Origin of the sequence: Propionispora sp. 2/2-37, assembly GCF_001298735.1 — a bacterium.
Lineage (GTDB): Bacteria > Bacillota > Negativicutes > Propionisporales > Propionisporaceae > Propionispora.
Genome location: NZ_CYSP01000005.1, coordinates 78,764 through 105,699, shown reverse-complemented (window position 1 = coordinate 105,699; position 26,936 = coordinate 78,764). Strand labels below are relative to the sequence as shown.

25 protein-coding genes and 1 riboswitch are annotated in these 26,936 nt (G+C 45.9%); of the genes, 3 read left to right on the top strand and 22 right to left on the bottom strand.

Going from position 1 to position 26,936, the window contains the following annotated elements:
- Positions 1-19: 19 nt before the first annotated feature.
- From P22_RS06630 to guaD, 6 genes are all read right to left on the bottom strand, one after another.
- Positions 20-1,453 (bottom strand): sugar porter family MFS transporter, encoded by a 1,434-nt coding sequence (locus tag P22_RS06630; RefSeq protein ID WP_054259448.1) that lies wholly within the window; start codon positions 1,451-1,453, stop codon positions 20-22.
- A gap of 131 nt (positions 1,454-1,584) precedes the next feature.
- The gene (locus tag P22_RS06625; RefSeq protein WP_054259447.1) at positions 1,585-2,526 is read right to left on the bottom strand and encodes a sugar phosphate isomerase/epimerase family protein; all 942 of its coding nucleotides are present in this window, start codon (positions 2,524-2,526) and stop codon (positions 1,585-1,587) included.
- A gap of 126 nt (positions 2,527-2,652) precedes the next feature.
- Entirely contained in the window at positions 2,653-3,597 is a 945-nt protein-coding gene (locus tag P22_RS06620; protein WP_069972773.1) for a helix-turn-helix domain-containing protein, read from the bottom strand.
- Positions 3,598-3,685: 88 nt separating this feature from the next.
- Positions 3,686-4,861 carry a Gfo/Idh/MocA family protein gene (locus P22_RS06615; protein ID WP_054259446.1) on the bottom strand — a complete coding sequence of 392 codons (1,176 nt, stop codon included), beginning with the start codon at positions 4,859-4,861 and terminating at the stop codon, positions 3,686-3,688.
- 306 nt (positions 4,862-5,167) lie between these two features.
- On the bottom strand, positions 5,168-6,001 hold the full coding sequence (dapB, locus tag P22_RS06610; protein ID WP_054259445.1) for a 4-hydroxy-tetrahydrodipicolinate reductase: 834 nt from the start codon (positions 5,999-6,001) through the stop codon (positions 5,168-5,170).
- A gap of 188 nt (positions 6,002-6,189) precedes the next feature.
- Positions 6,190-7,455, bottom strand: coding sequence for a guanine deaminase (guaD, locus tag P22_RS06605; RefSeq protein WP_054259444.1), 1,266 nt, complete (start codon positions 7,453-7,455; stop codon positions 6,190-6,192).
- A gap of 300 nt (positions 7,456-7,755) precedes the next feature.
- Here guaD and P22_RS06600 point away from each other — a divergent pair, with 300 nt between their 5' ends.
- Positions 7,756-7,995 (top strand): hypothetical protein, encoded by a 240-nt coding sequence (locus tag P22_RS06600; protein WP_054259443.1) that lies wholly within the window; start codon positions 7,756-7,758, stop codon positions 7,993-7,995.
- 165 nt (positions 7,996-8,160) lie between these two features.
- Here P22_RS06600 and P22_RS06595 read toward each other — a convergent pair whose 3' ends face one another.
- Positions 8,161-8,520 carry an MmcQ/YjbR family DNA-binding protein gene (locus tag P22_RS06595; RefSeq protein WP_255351786.1) on the bottom strand — a complete coding sequence of 120 codons (360 nt, stop codon included), beginning with the start codon at positions 8,518-8,520 and terminating at the stop codon, positions 8,161-8,163.
- A 131-nt stretch (positions 8,521-8,651) separates the two neighbouring features.
- On the opposite strand from P22_RS06595, the gene P22_RS06590 reads away from it, so the two are divergent.
- On the top strand, positions 8,652-8,894 hold the full coding sequence (locus P22_RS06590) for a hypothetical protein (protein ID WP_054259441.1): 243 nt from the start codon (positions 8,652-8,654) through the stop codon (positions 8,892-8,894).
- Here the strand turns inward: P22_RS06590 and P22_RS06585 are convergent.
- The 6 genes from P22_RS06585 to P22_RS06560 all read right to left on the bottom strand — a co-directional run bounded on the left by P22_RS06585 (position 8,872) and on the right by P22_RS06560 (position 15,324).
- Positions 8,872-9,210, bottom strand: coding sequence for a hypothetical protein (locus P22_RS06585; RefSeq protein ID WP_054259440.1), 339 nt, complete (start codon positions 9,208-9,210; stop codon positions 8,872-8,874). The genes P22_RS06590 and P22_RS06585 overlap by 23 nt on opposite strands.
- A gap of 157 nt (positions 9,211-9,367) precedes the next feature.
- Complete coding sequence (locus tag P22_RS06580) at positions 9,368-9,958, bottom strand: TetR/AcrR family transcriptional regulator (protein ID WP_054259439.1); 591 nt, start codon at positions 9,956-9,958, stop codon at positions 9,368-9,370.
- Positions 9,959-10,401: 443 nt separating this feature from the next.
- Complete coding sequence (locus P22_RS06575) at positions 10,402-10,671, bottom strand: hypothetical protein (RefSeq protein WP_054259438.1); 270 nt, start codon at positions 10,669-10,671, stop codon at positions 10,402-10,404.
- 45 nt (positions 10,672-10,716) lie between these two features.
- Positions 10,717-12,801, bottom strand: a complete 2,085-nt coding sequence (locus tag P22_RS06570; RefSeq protein WP_054259437.1) for an alpha-glucoside-specific PTS transporter subunit IIBC — start codon at positions 12,799-12,801, stop codon at positions 10,717-10,719.
- Between the two features lie 221 nt (positions 12,802-13,022).
- Complete coding sequence (locus tag P22_RS06565) at positions 13,023-14,348, bottom strand: 6-phospho-alpha-glucosidase (protein WP_054259436.1); 1,326 nt, start codon at positions 14,346-14,348, stop codon at positions 13,023-13,025.
- Positions 14,349-14,541: 193 nt separating this feature from the next.
- Positions 14,542-15,324 carry a MurR/RpiR family transcriptional regulator gene (locus P22_RS06560; protein WP_054259435.1) on the bottom strand — a complete coding sequence of 261 codons (783 nt, stop codon included), beginning with the start codon at positions 15,322-15,324 and terminating at the stop codon, positions 14,542-14,544.
- Positions 15,325-15,553: 229 nt separating this feature from the next.
- Between P22_RS06560 and P22_RS06555 the strand changes: the two genes are divergently transcribed.
- A complete protein-coding gene (locus tag P22_RS06555) occupies positions 15,554-16,066 on the top strand; it encodes a GNAT family N-acetyltransferase (protein WP_054259434.1) in 513 nt (170 codons plus the stop codon).
- Between the two features lie 42 nt (positions 16,067-16,108).
- Here the strand turns inward: P22_RS06555 and lpdA are convergent, their stop codons facing one another.
- From lpdA to P22_RS06510, 9 genes are all read right to left on the bottom strand, one after another.
- A complete protein-coding gene (gene lpdA, locus P22_RS06550) occupies positions 16,109-17,521 on the bottom strand; it encodes a dihydrolipoyl dehydrogenase (RefSeq protein ID WP_054259433.1) in 1,413 nt (470 codons plus the stop codon).
- 15 nt (positions 17,522-17,536) lie between these two features.
- Positions 17,537-18,364: a lipoate--protein ligase family protein gene (locus tag P22_RS06545; protein WP_054259432.1), complete on the bottom strand. Its 828-nt coding sequence runs from the start codon at positions 18,362-18,364 to the stop codon at positions 17,537-17,539.
- On the bottom strand, positions 18,345-19,319 hold the full coding sequence (locus P22_RS06540; protein ID WP_054259431.1) for a radical SAM protein: 975 nt from the start codon (positions 19,317-19,319) through the stop codon (positions 18,345-18,347). Before P22_RS06540 ends, P22_RS06545 begins: the two co-directional genes overlap by 20 nt.
- Positions 19,316-20,176: a radical SAM protein gene (locus P22_RS06535; protein ID WP_054259430.1), complete on the bottom strand. Its 861-nt coding sequence runs from the start codon at positions 20,174-20,176 to the stop codon at positions 19,316-19,318. The genes P22_RS06540 and P22_RS06535 overlap by 4 nt, the downstream gene beginning before the upstream one ends.
- Positions 20,164-21,609: an aminomethyl-transferring glycine dehydrogenase subunit GcvPB gene (gene gcvPB / locus P22_RS06530; protein WP_054259429.1), complete on the bottom strand. Its 1,446-nt coding sequence runs from the start codon at positions 21,607-21,609 to the stop codon at positions 20,164-20,166. Before gcvPB ends, P22_RS06535 begins: the two co-directional genes overlap by 13 nt.
- Positions 21,606-22,952, bottom strand: coding sequence for an aminomethyl-transferring glycine dehydrogenase subunit GcvPA (gene gcvPA / locus P22_RS06525; protein WP_054259428.1), 1,347 nt, complete (start codon positions 22,950-22,952; stop codon positions 21,606-21,608). Before gcvPA ends, gcvPB begins: the two co-directional genes overlap by 4 nt.
- 2 nt (positions 22,953-22,954) lie before the next feature.
- The gene (gene gcvH, locus P22_RS06520) at positions 22,955-23,344 is read right to left on the bottom strand and encodes a glycine cleavage system protein GcvH (protein WP_054259427.1); all 390 of its coding nucleotides are present in this window, start codon (positions 23,342-23,344) and stop codon (positions 22,955-22,957) included.
- 2 nt (positions 23,345-23,346) lie between these two features.
- Positions 23,347-24,447: a glycine cleavage system aminomethyltransferase GcvT gene (gcvT, locus tag P22_RS06515; RefSeq protein ID WP_054259426.1), complete on the bottom strand. Its 1,101-nt coding sequence runs from the start codon at positions 24,445-24,447 to the stop codon at positions 23,347-23,349.
- 334 nt (positions 24,448-24,781) lie between these two features.
- Positions 24,782-24,871: riboswitch (glycine riboswitch) on the bottom strand.
- A gap of 191 nt (positions 24,872-25,062) precedes the next feature.
- Positions 25,063-26,841: a methyltransferase domain-containing protein gene (locus tag P22_RS06510; protein ID WP_054259425.1), complete on the bottom strand. Its 1,779-nt coding sequence runs from the start codon at positions 26,839-26,841 to the stop codon at positions 25,063-25,065.
- Positions 26,842-26,936 lie beyond the last annotated feature (95 nt).

The window sequence follows — 26,936 nt, the reverse complement described above, 5'->3', positions numbered from 1 at the left end:
GCAGATCAAAATAAGACCACTACTTACCCAATCCGGTATTTTCAACAACACCCTTTTTATAGTAATTACGGAATTGATTCTCTAATTCCTCTAAGGTACGTCCCTTTGTTTCCGGGACATACAATTTGACAAATATCAGGGAGCAAATACCTATGCCAACAAAGATAAAAAATGTAATATATAAGCCAAAGCTGCTTAATAGGGCAGGGAAGAAGAAGCCAATTATAAAATTAGTAATCCAGACAAATAATACACAAACTCCCATGCCGAGACCGCGCAGGCGCAACGGGAAAATTTCTGCCAACAGCAGCCAAAGTATCGGCCCAATTGCCCCCTGCATAAAGGCTAAAAACATTACCGTCAATCCCACTACGATATAAGGCAGTACCGGAGATCCCTGCATCAGCATGGATGACATGGCAATCAGGAATAACGCCAGCGTCGTTCCGGTCAATCCGGTCAAGAGCATCTGACGGCGTCTCACTTTTTCTACCAGCCAAATGCCGATGCTGGTAGCAACAACCGATGCTAAACCATTGACAGTATTGCCAATCAAAGCTGCTGTTGTAGAAAATCCCGCATCTTTCAAAATCTCTGTGCCATAGTACATGATGGTATTGATACCTGTACATTGACTGGCAACGGCAACACCAATTCCCACAATGAGAAGCCGCCGCACCCAAGGTAAGTTTAAATCCTTCCAGGTGGCTTTGCCCATTTGGGCTTCAGCCTCAACAGTATCCTGAATTTCATTAAATTCAGCTATGGCTTTTTCCTCGGTTTGGCGCGCCCGCTTTAAAACCTGCAGAGCTTCCGCAATCTTTCCCTGCGAAATCAGCCAGCGGGGACTTTCAGGCATTCTCAGCATTCCGAAATATAACACAACAGCTGGAAGAGCGGCAACAATTAACATATACCGCCACACATATCCTGCATTGCCTAACATAACTCCAAAAATCGCGTTAACAATAAAAGCAAGAAATTGTCCTGTTACAATCATCAGTTCATTTTGTGTAACCATGCGGCCCCGATTTTCCATCAGTGACATTTCTGCTAAATAGGTTGGCACAGTGACCGAAGCACCACCCACCGCCAAGCCAAGTAAAAACCGGCAGATAACCATGATCTCGACATTGGGTGCCAGGGAACAGCCAACAGCAGCCAGAAAGAACAACAAGGCTAAATGAATAATATTCTTACGACGGCCATGTTTGTCAGATAGAACTCCGCCCACTATCGATCCCAGCGCGGCACCAAGGAGCAAAGAACTGACTACCAGTCCTTCCGTAAGAGGCGTCAGATTCAGTTGATCCGGTGCCGACATATATGGCAACGCACCGTTAATAACACCGGTATCATACCCGAACAAGAGTCCGCCGAAAGTCGATATAATCATAATGGTTCGTAAAAAAGACGGCGATGAGGGCTGGATTCCGGTTGCATTTTCACTCATAAACTTCCCTCCTTAGACTTACTTTTCTTTTAAAACCAAGCTATATCTCCTTTTTATTCAGGAAATTTCAACCGATATATTCCCTTGGCTGAATATGCCAAGGGAATTATCATTCTAGCTTTTTCTTTAATTCACACACTAATCGTCTGTTTTAACGCCTCTACCGAAGTTGTTATTCCGGCTTCTATAGACATTGTTAAATCTTCCATTTCCAGCGAAACATGTCCGTCATAGCCCATCATTTTGACCACAGAAAAGAATTCCTTCCACCACTGCAGATCATGTCCACATCCAACCGCAACATAATTCCATGCCCGGGCGGCTACATCGGTAACGACCTTCGTTTCCATCACGCCATTAATCTCTACCAGCCCTTGTTCCATTCTGACATCCTTCCCATGTACATGGTGAATTGCATCGCCTAACGCTCTGGCCGCAGCAATAGGATTTGCTCCCATCCACAATAAATGGCTGGGATCTAAATTCAGCCCCACCATCGGACCCACCGCATTCCGCAGCTTAAATAAGGTTTCCGGATTGTATACTAGCTGGGAACTGAAATTTTCCAGGGCTATTTTTTCTACACCACAGGCTTCCGCCTTATTTACGAGCCTTTTCCAGTATGGGATTGCAACTTCGTTCCACTGATAATCCACTACTTGCTGTAGTTCTTCCGGCCAGCTTACGGTATAGGTAATCCAGTTTGGCGTTTTATCACCCGCACAGCCCCCTGGCAAACCACTCATCATAACAATTTTCTTAACATTTAACAATTTTGCCAGTTCCATGGTTTTTTCCGTAACTGCTCGATGCTCCTCACCGAGTTTGCCAGGATCCAAGGGATTACCGGAGCAGTTCAGGGCACAAAGCTCAATATCTCTTTTTTGCAAGGCCATGATGAACGCTTCTCTTTTAGAAGAGCTTTCTAATAATTCATCAAGTCTAAGGTGTGGTGCCGGCGACCAGCCGCCGGTTGTCATTTCAACGGCATGAATATCCATTGCTGCGACTTTATCTAACATATTTTCAAAAGACAGATGTCCAAGACTGTCTGTAACATAAGATAGTTTCATGTTAATCCCCCATTTTCATGTAAATTCCCGCCCTCTAAATTAACTAAATATTCGAACTATTAACAGGTGCATATTTCTACTCTCTCAATATAAATAGACGCTTATTTATACCAGGGCTGTCACTACTTAAACCCTCCCAAAGTCATCATACCTGTAGCTATTGAACAGATTTCGCTTATCGCTAGTGCTTGATGTCCCTCTACGGGCCCCTTCTGTGTATCCCCTATCCACCCAGCATTTTCGATATTTGATTGGAGTCATACCGACAATTTTGGTGAAAAGTGTATTAAAATAATTAGAGTTGTCATATCCTACCATAGCTGCAATGGTAGTAGCATTATAATTTGTGCCGAGAAGCAAGGCTTGAGCTTTTCCAATTCTGCGGCACATAATATATTGGATAGGGGCATATCCTGTGTTTTTTTTAAAAACATTGCATAAATAGGAAGGGCTAATATGCAGGGCCTTGCTAATACTTTCTAAAGTCAGTTCCTCGAAACAATGCTCATCGATATATTTCTTTATGGTTATCCCCAGCATATCTTCATCCTCTGCCGCTAAGGTTCCAGCCCCATTAACTTGTTTTAAAATAAGCGTAATAAGGGCGCACAGCAGGTGATTACCGATTTCCTCTGCGCCTTCATGACGGGCGTAAAGCTGTGAGTATATCAAGCTAAACAGGTTTTCAATATCCTTGCGCATTGCGCCACTGTGCAGAACCGGATTCGCGCCGTCAAGAATCAGGCAGTTCTCTCGCATACCCCTTAGTTTTAAATTTGTGACCGCACAGTTATATACACTCATTCCCGTCTGAGGATTAGCACGTTCATCGTGAATAACGCCGCTATTGAAAATTAGAATATCGCCTTCCCGGGTTTGATATTGCCGTCCGCCAATGGTATGAATTCCTCTGCCATGCCTGATAAATAAAATTTCTAGGCGGTCTTCATGCATCTGCATCACACAAGGAAGCCTCGTCAAATCATCCTCTGCCTTGCACGCATAAAGCAATTGGGGTAATTTATCAGCTTCAAAGATACGCGTGGAATTTTTTCTAACAAAACATTGCACAATTCATCCACTCCTAATTCTAATAGCTATAGATTAAAAAGCGAAACATGTACCTGTTTTATTCCCCAAAGCTATAGTGCACACCTGCTTATTTAAAATCAACCCAAACGGCCCCCTCATTGGCAGACCTTACACAATTTTCTATCCAGCGTACGCCCTCCAGCCCGGCATTTATGTCCGGGTATATAAAATTTTTCAGAAATTCTTTATCACCTCTGTTTTGCGCATCTATCGCCATGGCAAACCTGAGGTAAATATTGGCCCACGCATCCGAAAGCCCTTCTTCATGCAATGCACCCAAACGTTCCTCTGCTAAAGCCTCCTCATAAAGGTAAGGCATCCCGCGGAACAGTACTTGATTCGGTTTGCCCTGTTCTTCAAAGAGCAGTTGATTGGGGCAGGAATCCCGCCATTCGATGCTTGCTTTTGTTCCTACAATACGAACCCCCTGAGACCTATGACAACCTGCATCAATTGCCGATACCCACATGGTTCCCACCGCACCATTGTCATAATGCATAATAACATGAGCATTATCTTCCAGAGGTGCACGGTTTTTAATAAAACTCTGGCGATCGCATATTAACTTTTCGATTTTCATAGCAGGCAGCAGTAATTGTGAAATATAGTAAGTATGAGTAGAAAGATCGCCTAATACATAACTGGGACCTGAAATTTTAGGGTCAACACGCCATTGGACCGCACTATTTTCTTTTTCTGCCGCATCAGCATGAAAACCATGCGTATAATGCAATTTTACTAGACGAATATCACCCAGCTCACCATTTTCAATCATTTTACGGGCTTGTAATAGAATCTGGCTGCCGGAAAATCCATAGGTAACACCTATAATCTTTCCCTTCTCTTCGGCAAGTGCTTTAATCTCTCTTGCTTCGTCGCTTGTAAAAAATAAAGGCTTTTCACAGATTACATGAAGCCCTGCATAGAGAGCCGCTTTACAAATTTCATAATGGGTGCCGTTAGGAGTAGCAATAGAAACTACCTCGATGCCATCCTTACGTTTTGCTTCTTCGGCAAACATGGTTTTATAGTCCGGATAGCAACGATCGGCAGCAACACCTAAGTTTATCCCAAAATCTCTTCCTCTTTGTGCATCAACGTCAAAGGCCCCTGCCACCAGGGTGAATGCCGTATTATCTCTTAATGCACCCGTTCTGTGTTTATACCCTACCTGACTTGTACGCCCACCTCCTACCATCGCCCACCGCAAAGGCTTTTGAATTTTTTTTTCACCATTTAACATACAGAACACCTCTTTTTGCTAGCTTGCTTTCTGACAGTTATAATTGTAGCAGTTTTGTCTAAAATTACCTCAAGGATATTACTTTATCTATCTTATCCAGAAGTTGTCGTGTAAGCAGTTTTCCGATCAAATTATTTAGAAACTTCAAAATCTTATTATTAGTCTATTTTTTTATGAATTCATTAACGATTTTTATCATTAATTTTTGTAACGGACTAAAGCATTTATATCTTTGCTAAAGAAGAAATAGAAAAAAACAACCAAACCCTTCTTTTAGCTTTAGAAAGGTTTGGTTGTTTTTTTAGTTTAAGCGTAAACACCGACAGGTTCTTTTTCCTCCGGCTCCATCTTAAGCGGTTCCTGAAGATATCCTTTTCCCCCAAGACCATACACGTCTTTCATTCCATATAACCCTTTTCTGCCAAAAATGAATTGGGCGGCCTTGAAAGCCCCTTCAGCGTAGGCTGTCCGGGAGAATGCGGTATGGGTAATTTCGATCTGATCATATTCACCACAAACCAGAACTTTGTGGCGCCCAATCATATCACCAGCGCGTATGGAATGAATCGGGATATCATGATTGGTATCCCTGACTTTCTCGAGTACATGTTTAATCGCTACAGCCAGTTTTTCCGCTGTTCCTGACGGGCTATCCTTTTTATTGCGGTGGTTCTCCTCTATCACCTGATAATCATACCCGCTATGAAGAACTGATGCGATTTGGGCCGCCAGCTTCAGCACGACATTGACGCCAAGGGTAATATTGGGAGCGAGCACCACTCCGATCCTCCCCTTGCGGGTCATAACCTTCATTCGTTTTTTATCCATCTGGCTATAGTCGGTTACCGCAGTCACCACGTGTACATTATATTTTGCAAGGGTGACCAGATTTTCTCTAAGAAACTTGGGCGATGAAAAATCAATCAACACATCCGGTTTATAAGTCTTTAATTTATCTTCCAGATTTTCTGTGCTTTCTATCGTAATCCCCATATATGGCCTATGTAAAACTTCTCCCAAGTCCCGTCCGGCGTCCGGGCTGTTCTCTCTGCAAAATACGAGCGTGAGTGCTTGCTGCTGATAAAGATACTCTGCCACAACCTTCCCGGTTGTCCCCAGCCCCACTAGTGCAATTCTCATAAAAGCACCTCCTAAGTTTACATACAACTTCATGTTAACATAAGAATTGTAAGTTAGTCAAGCTTAAGAGAGGGAATACCGCAATCCTTTATTTTCCTATTTGTACTATAACTATAGTTCAGGTCAAGCGATAAACGGGTTACATAATATCTTAAAGTGTAGATACATTATTCCCGGGACCGGCCTCTCTAGAAATTGATCTTTTTGCCATTAATGTACCGTGCAGTTATGCAAGCCGGAGTTCCCGTATAAATGAATTGCTGAAGTTTCTCCAGCGGCGATAACGGCGTTACCGCTGCTTCCTGAGAAATGACTAGGGCATCCAACCAGTATCCTCTTTCAAAACTGCCCACCCTGCCAAAAAAGTTCCCGCCGCCTTTTGTAGCCAGGTAAAAAACTTCAGACAAAGTCAACGGTTCTTCTTTTTTCTCAAACAAAGACCTTATTTTTGACAGTTGAATGGTTTTCACTATGGTTTGCGGCATGGATAAACTGTGGCCTGCACCAATATCGGTTCCCAGCCCCACCTTGACGCCGTTATTGAGGAGTTTACGGAGCGGCATAATCCCACTTGTTAAATTCATATTGGAATCCGGACAATGCACCGCTATAACCTGGTTTTCTCTCATACTTTGTATGGCCTCTTCCGACATATGAACGCAATGCGCCATAACGGTCGGTGTCTGCCCGAATAATTTATATTGTTGATACACTTGATGATATTCCTTGCATTCAGGAAATAATTCCTGTACCCATTTGATTTCACTTACATTTTCCGACAGATGCGACTGTACAGGCAGCTTATACTGTGCCGCAAATTTTCCAAGCCCTTCCAGCAGCGTTCTGCTACAGGTCGGCGCGAACCGTGGAGTGATGATGGGCTTTACCAACGGATGGTCCATCCATTCGTATATAAATGCTTCCGTTTCCTGCAGTGATTTTTGAGTATTTTCTTTCATAAAAGAAGGGCAGTTGTCATCCATATTCACCTTGCCGACATAGGCTCCCACTCCCCTGCGCGCCAAGATTTCACATAGAATGCGGGTACTTTGCTGGTGAATCGTGGCGAAAGCGACCACTCTTGTTGTGCCCTGGGCTATGACTTCCTCGGTAAAGGCTTGGTATGTATGCGTAGCATAAACCGGATCACTGAATTTATTTTCCTCTTTAAAAGTGTACTCCCTTAACCAGTCCAGCAATGTATAATCCAGTCCCAATCCTCTCTGGCCATACTGGGAGGCATGGGTATGCAGATCGACAAATCCCGGTATAATAAGGCCATTTCCACAATCGTGTACCGATATGTTTTGGTATTGCTCCGGTAATTTCGTAAAAATTCCTTCAACCCTACCATGACAAGCCACCAAATAGCTATTCTCATAGACGGAAAAGCTTTTTTCCTCCGGAGTAAATACTATATTTCCCCTTAAAATTACTACCTCACCTTTTTGCATAGGTCACCTTTTTTCGATGGATTACCACAATTTTTATTACTGACCAATCTGTTTATTTCTTGATATAAATACCCAAGTCCTGCAAGACTTACCTCCATACAGGACTTGGGTATATCCCTGTTTGGGATCCTTCATATAGCAATGCACCAAACAACTTGCGTCTTGCTCGAACAAGTCTGTTGCCTTCCAGCAGGGAAATCATATTAAAAACTTAATATTTTTTTAACATAATTTGCCTATCTCTTTCCACAATTATTCGTTATATTTTAAAAATATAACGGTTGCGGGAGGAATTGAAAAGTGCGGGAAACCATTACAATCAATAGAATTATCCAATGTACGTTTATAAATAAGGAAGTAGCGCAACAAATTTCAGCCTATATGCTCACTGATCAGGATAAGGAACAGACCAGCGAATTGCTTACGAAATATTGCAGTGGCGGACATGCCTGCCACTGCCCGGATTGCCAATTTATCATTGGCCCATCTGGAAAAACGTATACCAAACCACTGGAAGGTATCTATAAATTACTTGGTTAACACATTATCTCATCACAGCTTCACATCTTTTACTATATTTCCGCATAACCCCTGATCTAAACCTGATTGATCCATTATTAAGTTTGCCATGATATTATTAAAAATTGATATTTGTATACTCTAATAGTCGACCGTTTTCAATGTAGTATAATTATTACATGGCATTTATCTGCCCTCTTGATATACTATTCTCTTTTTCCGGGGAAGTGATTTATACACCAGGTCATAAGAATGATCAATTAGTCCTCTTATCTCATTTTCCGGGATACTGCCATCGAGTAGTACTGTATTCCAGTGGCGCTTATTTAAATGATACCCGGGAATTATACTTGGATATTGTTTCCTTAACAACTCAGCATAGTCAGGATCACATTTCAACGAAAGATATTTCTGACCATTCCTACATGATAGAAGTGCAAACATCTTGGTTGCTATCTTGATGACAATGACATCGGGGCCAAAAGGGTACTCTTCAATCGCTCCAAGTTTTGTCCGGCAATATAAAAATAGGTCTTTCGAAGGCAAATCAAATCTCCTTCCTTCTATACGATGTTCTCTTTCACTAATAACTAATCACAAATTCCGTTTAGATAGAGAATATCCTTTATTCGATACGTTAAAGAGACTATAATAATAGTAGCATGGGAGGTGCTCGTATGTCTAAATCTAATTTTAAGAAGAAAATTAAATGTGGAACGATTAACCCCAATACTCTGAAAGTCGCAGGTAAACCGAACCGGGCAATGACGCCGGAAGTAAAACTGGCCCCTATCTGGGCCGATCGTAAAAATGACTATAAACGTCATAAAGAGAAACAAAAAATCCGCCGTTATTCCGATGATTATGGAAACGGCGGATTTTATTTACGGACACAGTTTAGTTACTACCATATTCGATAGGATCGGTATAGGAATGGGAATAAGGAAGATCCGCATAGTTGCAATCCCGGCTTAGTTCCTTTACTACCTTTCCGCTGGCTACGTCAATGAGTTGTGTATGGGCAACCGTTTGACTGCCGGTGCCGGTAATCCAGGAATGGGACCGGAGCCCTAATTCCGGATATTCCCGGTCTAATGTGATCTGGTTGTGAGTTCTATCAAGGATAAACGGCTGCTCAGCAGTCGTCCTTGGTTCTGTCGAATTGGCAAAAGCAATACCGGAAGTTACCCCCATTATCATGAGCGCCATTACAAAAATCTTAGCATTCTTTTTCATTGTACTTCAACTCCCCTTGAGTTTTGTTTTAAACTTTATATAAAACCTCCGTGACCAGCACGAAAGTGGATAAGTAAAAAATACCTGTTAATAACATAATTATATAGACCGGTCTATATAATAAGTTTATAAAATAACTTACTTCAGCTATAATAAGCTATTTTATAAACTTATTATCTTGCTCCAACAAAGCACCAATTTGCGTATTGACTAACTCCAATGACTTAGTATCTTTTTTGGCAACCGACAGTATCAGAGCCCCTTCGAGCATAACTTGAACCATCATACCTAATTCCTGGGCCATTTCCCTGGAATATCCACTTTTCATCAGCTTTTCAGAAAAAATTTCTTCTAAAGCAATAAACGCCTCTTTACATGCATTGCTTAATTTTTCGTTTGATAAATAAGTCTCCAATGCAATTAAACTTATTGAAAGGCCTCGAAGATTACCCTCCTGGCTTAAATCTTTTATCATCGTCCCAATAATATACTGTATTCCTGCAACAGGATCTGAATGCTCATCAAAAGCCTGTTTGATTTTTCTCTTAATAAATTCAGTGGCTAATTTTATAGCCTCCAAAGCCAATTCTTCTTTTCCATTAGGAAAATAATAATACAAACATCCCTTGGGCGAGCCACTCTCTTCCAGGATTTCTTTTAATCCTGTGGCATTATAACCTTGAGTTTGGAAAAGTCTCGTTGCTGCAGCAAGGACTTTTTCCCTTGTGGAGTCAGGTTTACTTTTCATGATATTAATATCCTTTATAGCTTTTTGTACCGACCGGTCTATATATTATTATAGGCATAAATTACCTAATATGCAAGTAAAAAAATTCCGGCTATTTTCCATTTTCAAGATATTATTTATTCGCGTGTCGTCACCACATTCTAATCTGTCAGAAGCATATATAGCACTGGGAAACGGCGGCTTGTTTTTCAGCAAGTTGCCGTTCTTCATGTTCTCTCCTCTTATTTTATAGTATCCTGGGCAAACAACGAAACGTTTTTCTAAAATTATAGATTTATTACTTCGTCAATTAATATCCTTCCTAAAAAAGTACATATCTGGAATAAATCATCTTTACAGGTATTGTAGAACCAATAGGGGATGAAGTATAGATAAATGTCTATAAAAAGGAACTCCCGTGTAGTCGCAATACACGAGAGTTCCAATATTTCTTACGATTTTCTTTAAAAATGGAAATCGAGCCGGGTACGGATTAATTTACGGGTGCTGTCTTTGTCCATAGAGGTATCTGTACCGGAAATATTGAGCTTCTGGTGGCCATACAGGGTTGTCCACTGTATATCTTTTCCGATTGCGTAGTCAACCCCCAGAATCCAGCCTTTCATATCCGACGGCAGGGAACTCCATTCGTCATCATGCGAGGGATCGCCATATTTTTGCAGCTTCAGCACCCGCAGATAGGCTCCGAAGGACCCGGGGCTCTTCAAATCCATACCCTTATAGTCCAGTCTGAATTGCTGGCTGTAGTCATAGTCATCTTAAAAGGTTGCAATCACTGTTTCCTTAGCCTTTGCCTGCATGCCTGAATAGAAGCGCAGCAACGGATACTGGTCAAAATTAGTAACCGCCATAATGACAATCGGCGAATATCCTTTTTCCTTTAGCCGCTTAGCATCGAAACGAACCAGTTCAGTGCCGGCTCGAACTCTTTGTCCCGGTTTTATTAAAACCTGAAATCCCTCACCTTCCAGGTTAACGGTATCAAGGCCAATGTGAATCAAAATTTCCAGACCGCTTTCCAGCTTCAGGCCGACCGCATGCCCGGATTTATCCATAACCATAGTAATTTCACCTTCAGCCGGTGCGGTTACAACATCATTTTCCGGCCACATGGCCACCCCGTCTCCCATCAATTTTTGTGAAAACATCTCATCCCCGACTGCGGAAATGGGAATCACTTTACCGGAGACAAATGCTTTTAACGTTGCACTTTTCTTGGTTCCCCGGGACTGCTTCGCCTCTTTCGAATCGGCAGTCAGCAACGCTTCAAACCGTTCTCTCACCTGTGGGACGGAAAGGCCGACAATAACCTGGATGGCATTGCCTTTCTGTACCAATCCATGCGCTCCGCCGTTGACAAATGTCTTGGTATCCTGCACTAAATTGCCATTTTTAACTGTAACCCGCAGCCGGGTTGCACAGTTGGTGACTTCCTCGATATTTTCCCTGCCGCCTAATGCTGCTAAAAATGCCGCTGCTTTTCTATCCCGCTCATCCATATCAAGACCAGCCGCCATGACTTGTTTTGCCTGATAATCCGCTTTTGTATATAAGCGGTCTTCTTCCTCATCAGTACGCCCCGGTGTCTTGAAATCAAAATGTAAAATCAAATAACGAAAAGTGGCAAAATAGATGGCGGTGAAAATAAAACCAATGATAAACTGGATAATATAGGTGGACATATGATACTTAAATAAAGGTATCCAATTTAGTACGGCATTTTCAATGAGGCCGCTACCGAAATCGCCGACAACGCCGAAGGAATAGGACACAGCAGCCAGCGTTGCAGCCAAAAAAGCATGGACGGCAAACAACAGCGGTGCAACAAATAAAAAAGTAAATTCCAGCGGTTCCGTAATACCGCAAAGCACCGCCGTCAGCATGGCCGGGATTAAGAGACCGGCAATGGCTTTTTTCTTAGCCGGTTTCGCTGTTCCGTAGATCGCCAGCGCAATACCGATGGAGCCGAACATTTTAGAAGAACCGTGCAATGCAAAACCGCCTTGCGGAAACATTTCTTTTAAAGAATGCGCCGCTGTGGCAAATTCGTTTAAATGTTGAAAGAAATACTGCTTGATCCCACCGTCTACAACTGCCGGACCTAAAATAAAGGGCGTCCAGATAAAGTGGTGCAGCCCCGTTGGTATCAAAATCCGTTCCAGGAAAGTGTACAGCCATACTCCAAACACCCCGCTCATCTTAAAAAACTCCTGCATGGAGTAAATCCCCATCTGAACATGCGGCCAGACAAGACAGAAGAGATAGGCAATCGGCAGCATGGCAAAGAAGCCGACAATAACCACTAACGACGAGCCTTTGAATACACCCAGGAAATCGGGCAGATTGACATCAAAAAATCTATTATGTAAGTATACCGTTACTGCTGCGATAAAAATGGCCCCGAGCATCCCAAAATCGAGCGTTTTGATATTGGCAATCATAGCCAGACCCGAGCCGCTGACGGCTTCCCTGGTAAAATCCACGCCAAACATCGGTCCCCACAGTGTTAACATGGCCGAGACATAATAATTGAAGACTATATAAATGACAAAAGACTCCATGGAAGCGCGGGCCTGGTTCTTTTGTGCCAGGCCAATCGGCAAAGCGATGACAAATAAAAGCGGCATCTGACTGAAAACCGTCCATGCACCTTGCTCAATAATAAACCAAAAGTCATACCACAGTGTTCCCTTGTTGGCAATTCCACCTACAATATCCGGATTTTTACACAAGATTGACAAAGCTACCATAATACCGAAAAAAGAAAACAGTAAAACCGGTGTAAACATTGCACCGCCAAAACGTTGGACTTTCTGCATAACCACGTCTTTACTTATTGGCATAGTAACCCCTCCTCCAAAAATTAAAAATAACCGGAAGAAATTATTAAAATTAAGCCTACATTTTCTCTGAGTTTTTCTGCTTTTACAACAGCATTTATCGGAATATAATCAACTTTCTAAAAACTGCACGCCAGAAATTTGGATATTGAACTGTCGCCTTGGAAGATCCGCCATTCCTAAATCTCCGCTATTACAGTCCAATATCCAAAAATTCAGCATCCTTATTTTAATTCCGGCCAGTAAGCCCTGTTGGCAACAATTAAGTCATCAAGAATTTGTTTGGCCACAGAAGCACTTGGCACCGTTTTAGATAAGGTCAAAGCTTGCCATAGTTTCTGATAACTGCCGCTGATCCAGGCTTCTACAACCAGTTTTTCAACCGATACCTGCTGTTCCATCAGGCCCTTTTGAAACTGTGGAATCCTGCCGATGCAAACCTTTTCATAACCGTTCGAACCGACAATACAGGGGATTTCGACCATGGCCGTCGGATCAAAATTCTCAATGGCCCCACCATTTTCAACAATCAACAACATCCGGGCTTTCGTATTGGTAGCAATCGCATCCGCCAAATCGACAATATACGTTGCATGAGCGTCCGCCTCAAACTTACACTCCTTTGCCGTTCCTTTTTCAATGATTTCACGGGCAATAGCAAAGACATTTTTTTCGCGATGTTCCATCACTTCATTAGCCCTGGTATGATTCGGGTCAGTATGCTTGACGACATAATCCGGAAATAAGTAATATTTCAAATAGGTATTGGGCAGCGTATCCGGATCTACAGCATAAACATCCTTTGCTTTTGCGTAGGTGTCATTCCAGCTGGGTTCGGTTTCCTGATGCGCTTTTGGATTAACGACATAGCCGTATTTTGCCACATGTTCTTTTATCCTCGGCATTAAATCACGTCCGGCACTATCGCGGATATCACTCCACCAGCCGAAATGATTCAGACCATAATACATGACTTGCATTTCTTTACGGCTTTTCAGTCCAAGAATAGCAGCCATACGCTCCTCTATGCCGACCGGCATGTCGCAAATGTTAATGATTTTTGACTTTGGGCGCAGCCTTCTCGTTGCTTCGGCAACAATAGCGGCCGGGTTGGAATAATTTAGCATCCAGGCATTGGGGGAATATTTCTCCATAAAGTCAATCATTTCAATGATGGCGCCGATAGAACGCATACCATAAGCGATCCCGCCGGGACCGCAGGTCTCTTGTCCGAGTACGTTATAACGCATTGGTATTTTTTCATCTTGCTCCCGCATGGCATATTTGCCGACACGGATATGCGCCATGACAAAGTCAACGTCGGTAAAGGCCTGTTCCGGATCAGTGGTATAGCTAAATGCAATTTCCGGCGCCCTTTCCCGCAGCAGGATTTCGCAGGATTTGGCAATGATTTCCTGACGTTTGGCATCATTATCATAAAATTTAATCTGCCGAATCGGAAAACGTTCCAAATGATCGAGAAGCATTAAAACAATACCGGGGGTAAACGTACTACCGCCGCCGGCTATAACAACAGATGATTTTTTCATGAGCTGATATCCTTTCAACATAATCCATCCCGGGATTTCTTACTCATCATAGAATATTTCATAGCGGCTATCAACGGATTTTCCGCATTCTGGATTTCTATCACCATCATGGATTTTGTTCCATTTTTTGTAATTTGTTTCATCTATAAAACCAAAGGGGCTGGCTCAATAAAAATTGAGGCTGCCCCTTCATTTACAGCTCTTTTTTCAATTGTATTTGCTCTTTTTCATATGCTTGATACTTGATAAACCAGATTTCAATAACCAGAAAATAAATCATCATAGATTTGTACGTCGGGAAGCTTTGGTCGGTGTAAAGAGGAAACTCCGACGTTTCAATGTAAATATTTTCAGTACTCAGAGCGGCCAGGGTATTCTCCTGCAGGCGGGTAAATGAAATCAGCGGCACGCCCCGCAGCTTAAGCTGTTGTGCCACTTCAACCGCCAAAGGGGTTTCACCGCTTAAAGATACAATAATAACAAGATCTTCCGGCGTCAGCGTCTTCACGATGGAGGTCAATTCATCCTTGCCCTGTATTTCGTAAATCAGTACTTTGTCAAACAGAAACAGTCTTTTTAGCTCTTTAACAACATTACTTTGAACATAACCGGAGCCATAAGCAATGGTGCGCTTTGCATTATAGAGAAGTTCATTCACTCGCTTGAAACTCTTCTTCTCCATCTCCCGGCTGACACGCTGATACTGGTCAATAATCTTTTTCACGGCATTCTCTTCCGGACACACCGCATACTCCTTTTCCATTTTCAGCAGCGCTTTTAAATCGCTAAAGCCGTCCAATGACAATTTCTGGGCAAACCGTACAACAGTAGTACTGGAAACGTTACAGGCTGCTGCCAACTGATGCACCGACATTTTACGGCATTCATTTTTATGATTATAGATATATTTCCAGATAATATAATCGGTCTGATTCAGTTCCTGCTGGTGCCGGTTGATCAATTCCTCCAGTCTCACCTTTTCATCTCCCCCTTTTGTATGGAAAAAGTATACTCTACTTAAACAGAAATGAAAACTAAATCTTTAAACTTCTACTGCATAGATTATCTATTTTTCCATACACGAAGACTAAAGTGTCATCTGCATGCCGTTAATCTTCCTAAACCTCCGGCAGGATGCATAACGTTTTTGTCGAACTAAAAAATCAACACCTTTGACCATGGACTTTACATTCCGGAGGTATCTCATGATTCGTTACGCAGAATACGGTGACTTAAGCGCCATCCTGGAGATTTATAATGATGCCATAGTCAATACTACGGCAGTCTATCACTATAAACCTTATTCCTTAGAGGACAGAACATTATGGTATGAACAAAAACTAAGTGCCGGCCATCCGGTTTGGGTATACGAGGAAAATGGATTTGTAGCCGGGTTTGCAACCTTCGGCTCTTTTAGACCCTACCCGGCTTATAAGTATACCATCGAACATTCCGTCTACGTCCATAAAGACCATCGGGGAAAACATATCGCAACCGCCCTCATGCAGGAACTGATCCGGTTTGCTAACGCCAAAGGGTATGCCACTTTAGTCGCCGGAATTGATGCCAGCAATGAAGGCAGTATGTTGTTTCACGAAAAGTTAGGCTTTCACAAGTCAGGTACAATTCAAAAAGCCGGATATAAATTTGGCCGGTGGCTGGATTTGGTATTCTACCAGTATCAACTCCAGGGTCCGGAAGCGCCTGATGAAGAATAAACCAGCCCCTTGGCTGGTTTATTCTTTCTTTGCAGCAATTGCTTAGCTGCGCTGTCTCGCTGCCGGAGCAGGAGCCTGGTGGATAACAGGGCCATAGATACCATGGGCACATTCCATTAGTGTTTCCGACAGACTGGGATGGGGATGAATGGTATGCCCGATATGCCGGGCCGTCAGCCCGTTCCGGATGGCCAAAGCTCCCTCCATGATCAGGTCACTGGCATGGGCACCGATAATATGCATCCCCAAAATTTTGTCTGTCTGTTTATCGGCAATCATTTTAACAAGCCCATCAGTCTCGCCCATGGACACGGCTTTGCCATTGGCGGCAAAATTAAATTTGCTTATTTTAATTTTTTTTCCCTGGCTTAATGCCGCCTGTTCGGTCAGGCCGACGGTGGCTATTTCAGGCGTGGTGTAAATGCAACCGGGAATGGCCGTATTATTGACGGAAACTTGTTTTCCGCAAGCATGGTCAGCGGCCGCCATCGCCATAGCCGAGGCCGCATGCGCCCACATATAGGTACCGGTTGCATCACCAATCGCATATATCCCTTTCACGGACGTTTCCATATGTTCGTCAACCTTAATTCCCCTGTGATCATAAGCAACTCCGGCCGTATCCAGCCCGAATCCTTCAACAACCGGCTTCCGTCCGACCGATACCAGCACTTTTTCAGCCGGGATTTCCTGAACCGTACCGTCTTTGGCAGCCATGACCAACAGACCGTCTCCAGTCTGTTTAATCTTCGCAACAGCGGTATTGGTCAACATCGTTATTCCCTGTTTACGCAGGAGAAGGGCCATCCGTTTGACAATTTCATCATCCATATTGGGCAATATCGACGGCATTCTTTCGACTACCGTAACCTTGCAGCCGAAAGCTTGCCATATGGCGGCAAATTCAATTCCTACCGCACCGGCTCCTATAACAGCCAGACTGCGGGGGACTTCGGGCAGCTGCAGTAATTGCTCGCTCGTGATAACTCCCGGTAAAGTACTTCCCTCCACAGGCAAAGTCATAGCCGACGATCCTGTCGCCAGTAAAATATGTTCTGCCGTGATCTCTTCCACCCGCTCTCCCAGCGCAACAGAAATTTGTTGGGATCCGTTCAAAGCCGCTCTTCCTTCTTTTAACATAATGCGATTGCTTTTTACCAGTTGGGCAATGCCTTTTTGTATTTGCTCCGTGACCTGCATTATTCGCTTTTGAATCAAAGTATAGTCAAATCCGATATGCTCCGCTCTTAGGCCAAAGTCACTGCAACGCTGTAATTCTTGCCACTTTTGGGCACTCTTCAGCAAGGTTTTCGTAGGGATGCACCCCTTATGTAAACACACTCCACCCAATTTGTCCTTTTCAATAAGTACAACCTTTGCTCCAAGCTGAGCGGCCCGGATGGCAGCCACATAGCCACCCGGCCCACTGCCGATAACCGCAACGTCATAATCCATATTCCGTCCCCCTTACTAGCGCAATAAATTCCATTCATCCCGGCCATATTTGGTTTTTACCAGGCCTTCGGCGGTTCTTCTCTCTTCCCCGGTTAAATCTCCCAATGTCATTTCTATCCCCAGAACTTTGCCAAATTCTGAGCCAATCGCATCACGGAGTTCTTCCCGGCTTACCGCTCTGCCCTTGATCTGCCTGATGGAAATGATACGCCGGGATAACATATCCGCCATTAGGAGGCGCTTTTCCGGCGACGGCAGTTTGAGCACGGAAACTAAGTTTTCCGGTGAACAATCCAGCAAAATCGACCCATGTTGCAAAATAACGCCATGTTTCCGTACCTGCGCACTGCCTACCAGCTTACGTCCCTCACAAGTAATCTCATAATGTGAGGGGGAATCAAAACAGGCTGCCGAAGAAGGCCGCTTCCTTCCGACCTGCCCATAAGCTGCAGCAGGCATGCTCATCCGGGCTGTAATGCCAAGATGCGCCAGTCCTGCCAGCAATCCCTGGCTAAAATGCCGGTATGAGGCCGTAATGGTTTTCGGTATCGAAGGCTCAGCTTCTCTGACCACAATACTATAGGTTAATTCGGCATCATGCAGTACTGCCCGCCCCCCGGTCAACCTGCGGACTACATCAATCCCCCGGTGGGCGCACTCTTTTACATCCACTTCACTTTCAGCCTTCTGAAAATAACCGAGGGTAAGTGTTGCAGGACTCCAGCCGTAAAATCGCAGTGTAGGCGGAACCTTTCCTTCGCCGTGGGCCGTCATGATCGCTTCATCAATGGCCATATTCATGGCTCCGTTCTGCCGGCCTGTATCAATAATACGCCAGTCCACGCTGCTCACCGCCAAGACCGCTTTCCCCGATGGCCTGCTCTGTCTCCGCTGCCGTCAGGGGACGGGGATAATTATACATGGTTCCACCCGGCCGTTCGTTGTAATAAGGCCGGTTGCAATCAGGACAACCCGTTGTTTCAAAAGCGCTGCCATCTAGCAGCAGCGAGCAGATACCGGGTACGGCAATATCGACTATCCGGCCGCCGGCACAGCGTATAACCTCCCGTTCATAGCCTTTACGCAATAGGAAATGGGCAATCTGTACCCGGCGGTATTGCCCGATCGCAGGAGGCTGGGCAGCGGCCAAAGGCGTTCCCGCCAGCGGCGTGAAGGCAAATAAACCTACCGTAATACCTCTTTGCGTGCAATCCGCGATAAACTCGACGGCTTGCTCCTCGGTTTCACCAAGGCCAATGATCAGATGCGTACTGATTCTCCCCGGAAATAAGCGGGCGCATTCCATCAACAGCTTCCACTTACTCTCCCAGCTATCCACTTTTACCCGCCGGTAAATGTCCGGCGCGGCTGCATCCATGGCAATGCAGATTTTTTCCGCACCGGAAGCCAGCAGTTCATGGACCTGCCCCGCAGTTTGCAGATTCCGGGAAACACAGATGGCACCAATTCCTCCTGCTTGAAGCTGCTTTAATGCTTCCAGCGTCGTTTCCCGGGTATTTTCACCATCTACCACTTGCAGGCAAATTCGTTTAATTCCCCCTTCGGCGTAGGCCTGTGCAAGAGGCGGCACTGCCTCCCTCGCACTACACTCATGCCAGCTGATACGGGAGAGAAAATCGCGTTTTCCCTGACTGCCGGCGGCTTGCGAACAAAAACTGCAATGATTGCGGCAGGTTTCTCCCAGCATAATATACGCCGTTCGCGGGAGGGCTGCACTTTTAATCCGTTTAATCCCAATCACACTGGCGGTACCCGCCGATAGTTTCCAAAGAGTCATAACACACAACACTCCTCCCGGCGTTTACTGTTAAGTCCCAGTTGCCCGGCCATCCGCACGGCGGCCGGCACCGGATTAACAATACCGTTAATTCCTGACCGCACAGCCCACAGGTCCAGTTCCTGACGATATCTCCCGCCTGGACGCATGCAGCCAAGCTGCAGCGGAATAGCAGTAAACGCCTTGCGCGCCGCAACCAGAACGGCTATCACTTCCTGCAGCGAGGGGGGCTTGCAGTTCGCCAGAGGGGTCCCTTTTGTCGGAGTAAAAACAATAAAAGTAACCGCAGTGGCTCCCAGTTCCTGCAGAAGTTTAATCGCCTGATATTCACCCCTGATTTCGCCGCCGTGCAGGCCAATGCAAATATGCGGAACAACCTGGCAGCTTTCTTTCAGTCTTTTATAGCAGGCGGCATACTCCTCAACCGTCCGGTCAAGGCCAAGTACTTCCCGGATGGTTGAGGAGTCCCCGATAAAATCAAAAGAAACTTTATCGGCAACGGCAGCTATTTTCTCAATATCCGCGTCATCGACCAGACCGACATGGATATTATACCTGCGATTATGTTTAAGTTTTTGTATTTGATCGATATAATCGGCAACAGGAACCCTGCCTTCCTTCGTACACCCGCCGCTGATCAGCAGACTGCCGGCCTTGACTGCTCCCTCCTTCAGCGCCTGAAGAGGCTTCATTCCCTTCAGGTAATAGCCGCTGCAATGGGCGCAGTTTAATTCACAATGGCTGCCGGTAACGCTGACCGCCTGCGTTTGGGTCGGATAAGAAAAATATATTTCCGGTCCGAAATGCTGTCTGCATAGCTGCCAGCCTTCCCTGGCCAGCATAGCTAGGCTTTCCATTTCACTACCGGCTTTCTCGCCGCCCCGGTCTCATCAAGCCTTCCGACCACCGTGCAGTGCGGTGCCTGTGTGATTTGCGACGCATCTGTCCCTGCTTCCTTTGCGATTTGCTTCATAGCCTGGATAAAGCCGTCAAGCGTTTCTTTACTTTCCGTTTCTGTTGGCTCAATCATAATAGCTTCATCAACAATCAGTGGAAAATATATGGTTGGCGGATGATAACCATAGTCCAGCAGGCGTTTGGCAATGTCAATTGTCTTGATCCCAAATTGTTTTTGATATTTGGAAGCGACAATGCATTCATGCATGCAATACCGGTCAAAGGGTGCAAAATAGTCATGCTTTAGCTGGCTCAGACAATAGTTGGCATTTAAAACTGCATCCTCGCTGGCCTTTCTTAAGCCTTCCGCCCCCATTGTCCGGATATAGGCATAAGCCCGGACAATAACACCAAAATTACCGTTGAAGGAATGCACCCGACCAATCGAAAGCGGCCGCTCCTGGTCAAGAGCATACTTATTGCCGTCATAAGTCACAACCGGAACAGGTAAAAAGGGAACCAGTTCTTTTTTCACTCCTACCGGTCCCGCTCCCGGTCCACCGCCACCATGAGGTGTGGCAAAAGTTTTGTGCAGATTGAGATGAACCACGTCGAATCCCATATCACCGGGGCGGGCTATCCCCATAAGAGCGTTCATATTAGCTCCGTCATAATACAAGAGTCCTCCGGCTTCATGAACAATTTGGGCAATCTCTTTAATCTGTTTCTCAAATAGCCCTAACGTACTTGGATTGGTGAGCATCAGAGCCGCCGTATCCGGACCCGCCGCCGCTTTTAGAGCAGCCAAATTAATGGACCCGTCGTCATCGGATTTGATTTCCACTGTCTCCAAACCGCAAACAGTGGCTGAAGCCGGATTGGTGCCATGTGCCGAATCCGGTATAATGACCTTGGTTCGTGCCTGCCCTCTGGCCGTATGATAGGCTTTGATCAATTTCAATCCGGTCAGTTCACCGTGGGCACCGGCTGCCGGCTGCATGGTAAAGGCATCCATGCCGGCAATTTCCGCCAAATACCGCTCCATATGGTAGTAGAGTGCCAAAGCCCCCTGTATTGTGCTTTCGTCCTGCAGCGGATGAATGTCGGCAAAACCGGAATAGCGGCAAACATCCTCGTTGACTTTGGGATTATACTTCATCGTACATGAGCCAAGCGGGTAAAAGCCCGAATCCACACCAAAATTACGGTTTGACAGCAGGGTATAATGACGAACCAGATCAGGCTGGCTCACTTCCGGCAGCCCGGCTTCGCGCCGGCGAAGCAGATGAGCCGGGATCAGGGTTTCCACATTTTCTGCGGGAACATCCAGAACGTTTACATCCAGAGCAGAACGTCCGGGCCTGCTCATTTCAAACAACAGTTTCCGGTTCATAGTATCGCCCCCATTTCACTAACCAGGTGGTCAATTTCCGCTTTGGTCCGTTTTTCGGTTACACACAGGAGCATGCAATTTTCCAGTTTTGCATCATACTTGCCTAAATCCAGACCACCGGCAATCCCCTTTCGCAATAACCCGGCGTTTACCAGAGCAACCGGTTTCGTTAAGCGCACAACAAACTCTTTAAAAAACGGGCTGGTAAATACCGGCCGGCATCCCGGCAAAGCCTGCAAGGCCCGGTAGGCATAATGGGCTTTTTGCAGGCATTGCCCGGCAACCTCTTTAAAACCCTCTTTGCCAAGCGTAGCGAGATAAACCGCAGCCGCTAACGCGCAAAGAGCTTCATTGGAACAAATATTGGAGGTTGCTTTGTTGCGGCGGATGTGTTGTTCTCTGGCCTGCAGGGTCAGGACGAATCCGCGGTTGCCTCTGTTATCTCCCGTCTGTCCGACAATGCGTCCCGGCATTCTCCGCATGAATTTTTCCGTTGCGGCAAAAAAGCCAAGGTACGGTCCGCCAAAAGACAAGGGAAGCCCCAGACTCTGCCCTTCACCGACAACAATGTCCGCCCCCAGAAGTCCCGGAGATTCCAGAATGCCCAAGCTGATAGGGTCCACTACGGCAATTACACAGGCACCTTTGGCGTGAGTCATGTCGGAAATGCTCTTCAAATCCTCAACACAACCGAAAAAGTTAGGAAACTGAATCACTACAGCCGCTGCGGCATCATCGACTGCGGCTGCGAGCCGGGCAAAATCGGTTACCCCATCGCCATAAGGAACGGAAACCAGTTCTATCCTTTTATCGCGGCTATAGGTTTCGACAACCTCCCGGTAATGCGGATGAACAGCCCGGGATATGATTACTCTGCGTCTGCCCGTGCCTGCGCAAGCCGTCAGCACGGCCTCGGCTACGGCCGTTCCCCCGTCATACATGGAAGCATTGGCCACCGCCATGCCGGTGAGCTCGCAAATCATGGACTGAAATTCCCATAATATCTGCAGATATCCCTGCGATATTTCGGGCTGGTACTGTGTATAGGCGGTATAAAATTCCGACCGGCGAAGGATATGATCGACAAGACTGGGAATATAGTGATCATAGGCACCGGCTCCCAAAAAGCAAGTTACATCCTGAAGACTGGTATTTTCCCCGGACAGGTGCCGCATATGCCGAACAAGCTCTGATTCGGCAAGTGCCGGCGGCAGCTTCAGCATACCGTCCATACGCAAATCGGCCGGCACATCCCGGAATAATGCTTCAACACTGTCGACACCAATGGCAGTTAACATATCCTGCCGGTCCCGTGAGGTATGAGGAAGGTAACTATGCGTCATATCTAGTCTTCTCCCTCTTCGATCAATCGCTGATAATCACTGCCGTCCAAAAGGTTCTCAAGTTCGCCGGAATCACTCATTTCCACTTTTACAATCCAGCCTGCGCCGTAAGCGTCCTGGTTAATCTGCTCCGGCCTATCGGCTAAAGATGCATTGACCTGAACAACCCTGCCGGAAAGAGGTGCATAAATATCGGAAACGGCTTTTACTGATTCAACAACCGAAATACTGTCACCGGCCTGCACCGCGATCCCCTCTTCCGGCAATTCCACAAAAACGACATCACCCAGTTGGGACTGCGCAAAATCGGTAATACCAATCGTAACGATGTTATCTTCCACCTTAACCCATTCATGATCTTGGGAATACTTCAATTCTTTGGGAATATCCATCCTTATTTGCCCCCTCTTTTGTAAAATGGTTTAGCAATGATTCGGGCGGCAAGCTGCTTGCCGCGGATCTCAATCGCTAACGTTTTTCCTGTCTCCGCATAACCGGCATCGACCAGGGCCAGGCCTAGATTCTTGTTCAGGGAAGGCGAATAAGAGCCTGTCGTGACAACCCCGGCCTGACTGCCGTCAACCCAAACGGAATAGCCTCCCCTGGCAACCCCCCGGTCCAGCATTTCAAAGCCTACGATTTTCCGCTTAGGTCCACGCTCTTTTTGCTCACGTAACGGGTTGCAGCCGATAAAATCACCTTTATCCAGTTTGACAAACATCCCGATCCCGGCCTCAACGGGCGAAATATCCCGGGAAAGTTCATGCCCGTACAAGGGGAAACATACTTCAAACCGCAAAGTATCCCGGCAGCCCAGACCGCAGGGGAGAAGGCCGAGCGGGCTGCCTGCCGCCATAAGGGCCTCCCACAAGTGTACGGCTTCATCAGGTTTACAGTAGAGTTCAAACCCGTCCTCTCCGGTATAGCCGGTTCTTGATACCAGCACCTGTTTTCCCGCCACATCCACTTCAGGGAAAAAGCGGTAATAGCTTAATCTATCCAGCGGTGCGCCGGTGAGTTTAGCTAATACGCCGGCCGCCAGGGGACCCTGCAAGGCCAGTTGAGCCGTCTGGTCCGAAACATTTCCAAGTTCTACGGCAAAGCCTTCGGCAACCTCCAGCATCCAGTTCCAGTCTTTTTCAATGTTTGCAGCATTGATCACCAGCAGATAACTGCCTTCTTCCTGTTTATAGACAAGAAGATCATCTACCGTACCGCCGCAGGGATAGCACATCGGCGTATACAACACCTGATTGCTGCCGAGTTTGGCGACATCATTGGTCACAAGCTTTTGCAAAAAAGCGAGGGCTTCTCTTCCTCCCACGGTCACCTCGCCCATGTGAGACACATCAAACAAACCGGCTGCTGTCCGTACGGACTGATGTTCCTCTTTAATGCCCGAATATTGAACCGGCAGTTGCCAGCCGCCGAATTCCACCATTCTGCCGCCATAGCGTAAATGGGTGTCATAGAGCGGCGTCTGTTTTGCAGTCATAAACAACACTCCATTCCCAACATCATGTTCTTGTCACCAATTCTACCTTTACTCTCTAAAACCAAACTTTATTACTCACAAAACCAAATCCGGTGCATCCCCCTCCCTGTCCTGCCTCGTCGACGACTTTTTTCCGTTCCCGCCGGTCTTATCCCTTAAATGTCTTCCAACCGCGTAAAGACAAAAAAGGACAGAAAACAAAAGTAAAGTCAATCGCTCTTTACTCTTGTTCTCTGTCCTTGAACCTGAGAGATTCGCTCAAACTGAGCTCCCCATCGGTGACACCTTCAATAGCTTCCGATCAGCTCTATCGAAAGTATGCTCTCCAGAGTTTGGTCCGGTTACGGTTTTTTTACCTGAGAGTTTCAACAAGAATTTGCTCCTTCGGTGTCGCCTGTACGGCGTTCTCTCCCGCAACCATCATCCCGGATTTAGTTTATGCTTCTCCGTCAAGCTTGCACCAGCTTACCTGCCGGCAGCCGGCGAAGGAGTTCTTTTGCCGCTGTTGATACTTAACTATCGTTCATAATTGGCCATAAAATGGAAAAATCCTGCTAAATCAGTTCACAGAACATATAGATAATAGAGCCTCTACTCGTCTAAAAGTTTTGGTGTCTATACTTGATGTAGTCCGCGGGATGCGGTAACGACGGCAAACTTCCAATCCATAAGCAGGTCGTCACCGGATTCTTTCATATTATAGGTTTCCCAAAAATTGCGATCTGCCGACCGGTGCAGTTCTTCAATACGGTCACATACTTCCTGCGATAAGCCGGAACCGGAAAGCCAGTTTTTCAAGCTGATCTGAGGAATCAGGCATGAATATGCTTTCAAGTCGGTAAAGCCTGCTTCATCCAATAACTGCAATAGTAAGGCTTCCGTAAATATATGACGCCCCGGCTCCTTTAAAGCAAATATTTGCTTATAGCGCTCAAGTACCGATTCGGAAGGAGGTATTCCCTCACATAAAACAATTCGTCCCCCAGCCGTCAATACTCTTCTGGCTTCCGACAAAGCCCGTGCAATATCATTGACATGATGAAGAACCATACGGGCAGTGACCAAATCGACATATTGATCCGGCAGGTCAAGTTTTTGGATATCCATTTGCCGGAATTCCACCTGGGGCCAGGCTGTTTTTGCTTGTTCCAGCATAGCCGGCTCTTTGTCGATACCGATAACACAACCGGCCTTAGAGGCAAGTGCTGCTGCTACGATTCCCGTTCCCGTCCCTAAATCCAGTACGCGGTCCTTTTCACATGCCTGACAATGACTGATCATAAAATTTAAGAGATCTTCTCGCTCAACCCATTGCAACCGACTATAAAGTGGTGCCCGTATTTCCCAAATATCTGCATCGTCCAGCGGTGGTTGCGGAACACCTGCTGGTAACGCTTCCGGTGTTACTGTGCCGGATAAAACTCCCATCCCCTTCATAATGAGAGGAAATATCTGCATAAAATCTATATCCTCCCGCTTATTCTTTTCCACCCCCGGTCCGGAAAATACATAAAAAGATAGGGCATAATGCTCACCTGTCCAGACAGCTTGCCGGTCTTCCAGGGGCAGGCAGGCCCCCACCCCCGGCAATACTTTTAAATTGGGATAGGGCATATCTGTCCCGATTGGTATCAAACCGTGATCCGAAACAACTAAAACATTGTCGGGCCTATACTTCTCCAGCAGATGACCTAATGTCTGATCAATAATCTGGTAACATGGCACCAATACATCCGGCCGGTGCGCAGCGATGTGCTGACTCCAATCCAGTTCAAACCCGTAATACCAAAGAACATCTACAGGCCAACGGGCCATTAACGCATCCAGCATATCGCGTTGCCGTGCCTGCCGCTGTGCAGCCCATGCAATTAACTGATTCCAATCATACCGCTCCAACGAGGCTATGATTGCCTCAGGGTTGACATCCTTCCACGGTTTCGTGGCAATCTCATCACATACAGGATAAGGAAAAATCGGTGTCCAGAGATTAGTACAAAACGATCCGGCTTGTTCAGGATAAAACTGGTCAAAATAAAAGTTAACCCAGAATCCGGCATCTGTCCTGGGAGGTTCACACCCCAGTCCCCCCAGCATGCCGAATCGCAGTCCCGCATTAGCTGCGTAGTCCCATAGAAAGTTTTGCACATTGGCATCCCGGAGTGTGACCCGCCCCGTCGTGGACACCCGCAGCGCTTCCATACCGTGTTGTTCAGGAGTTAGACCGGAATAATAAGAAAACCAGCGGTCATAAGAAAAAGGCGGCCCAGCTACGCAGCCCCATGTTCCTTCTTGTATCAGCATACTAATGTTTGCAAGATCGTCTCTGTTTCGCTCTATAAAATGTGGATCAGCTCCATCTAGAGCCAGTATTAAGAGCCTTAATGCAGATTCCATTGCATCGCCTCCTGCTAATAGCTTATGTCGCAGATGCAGGCACTGTGAGAACCGGCTGCTAACTTTCTTGCCAATAGCGCTTTAAGCATGATGAT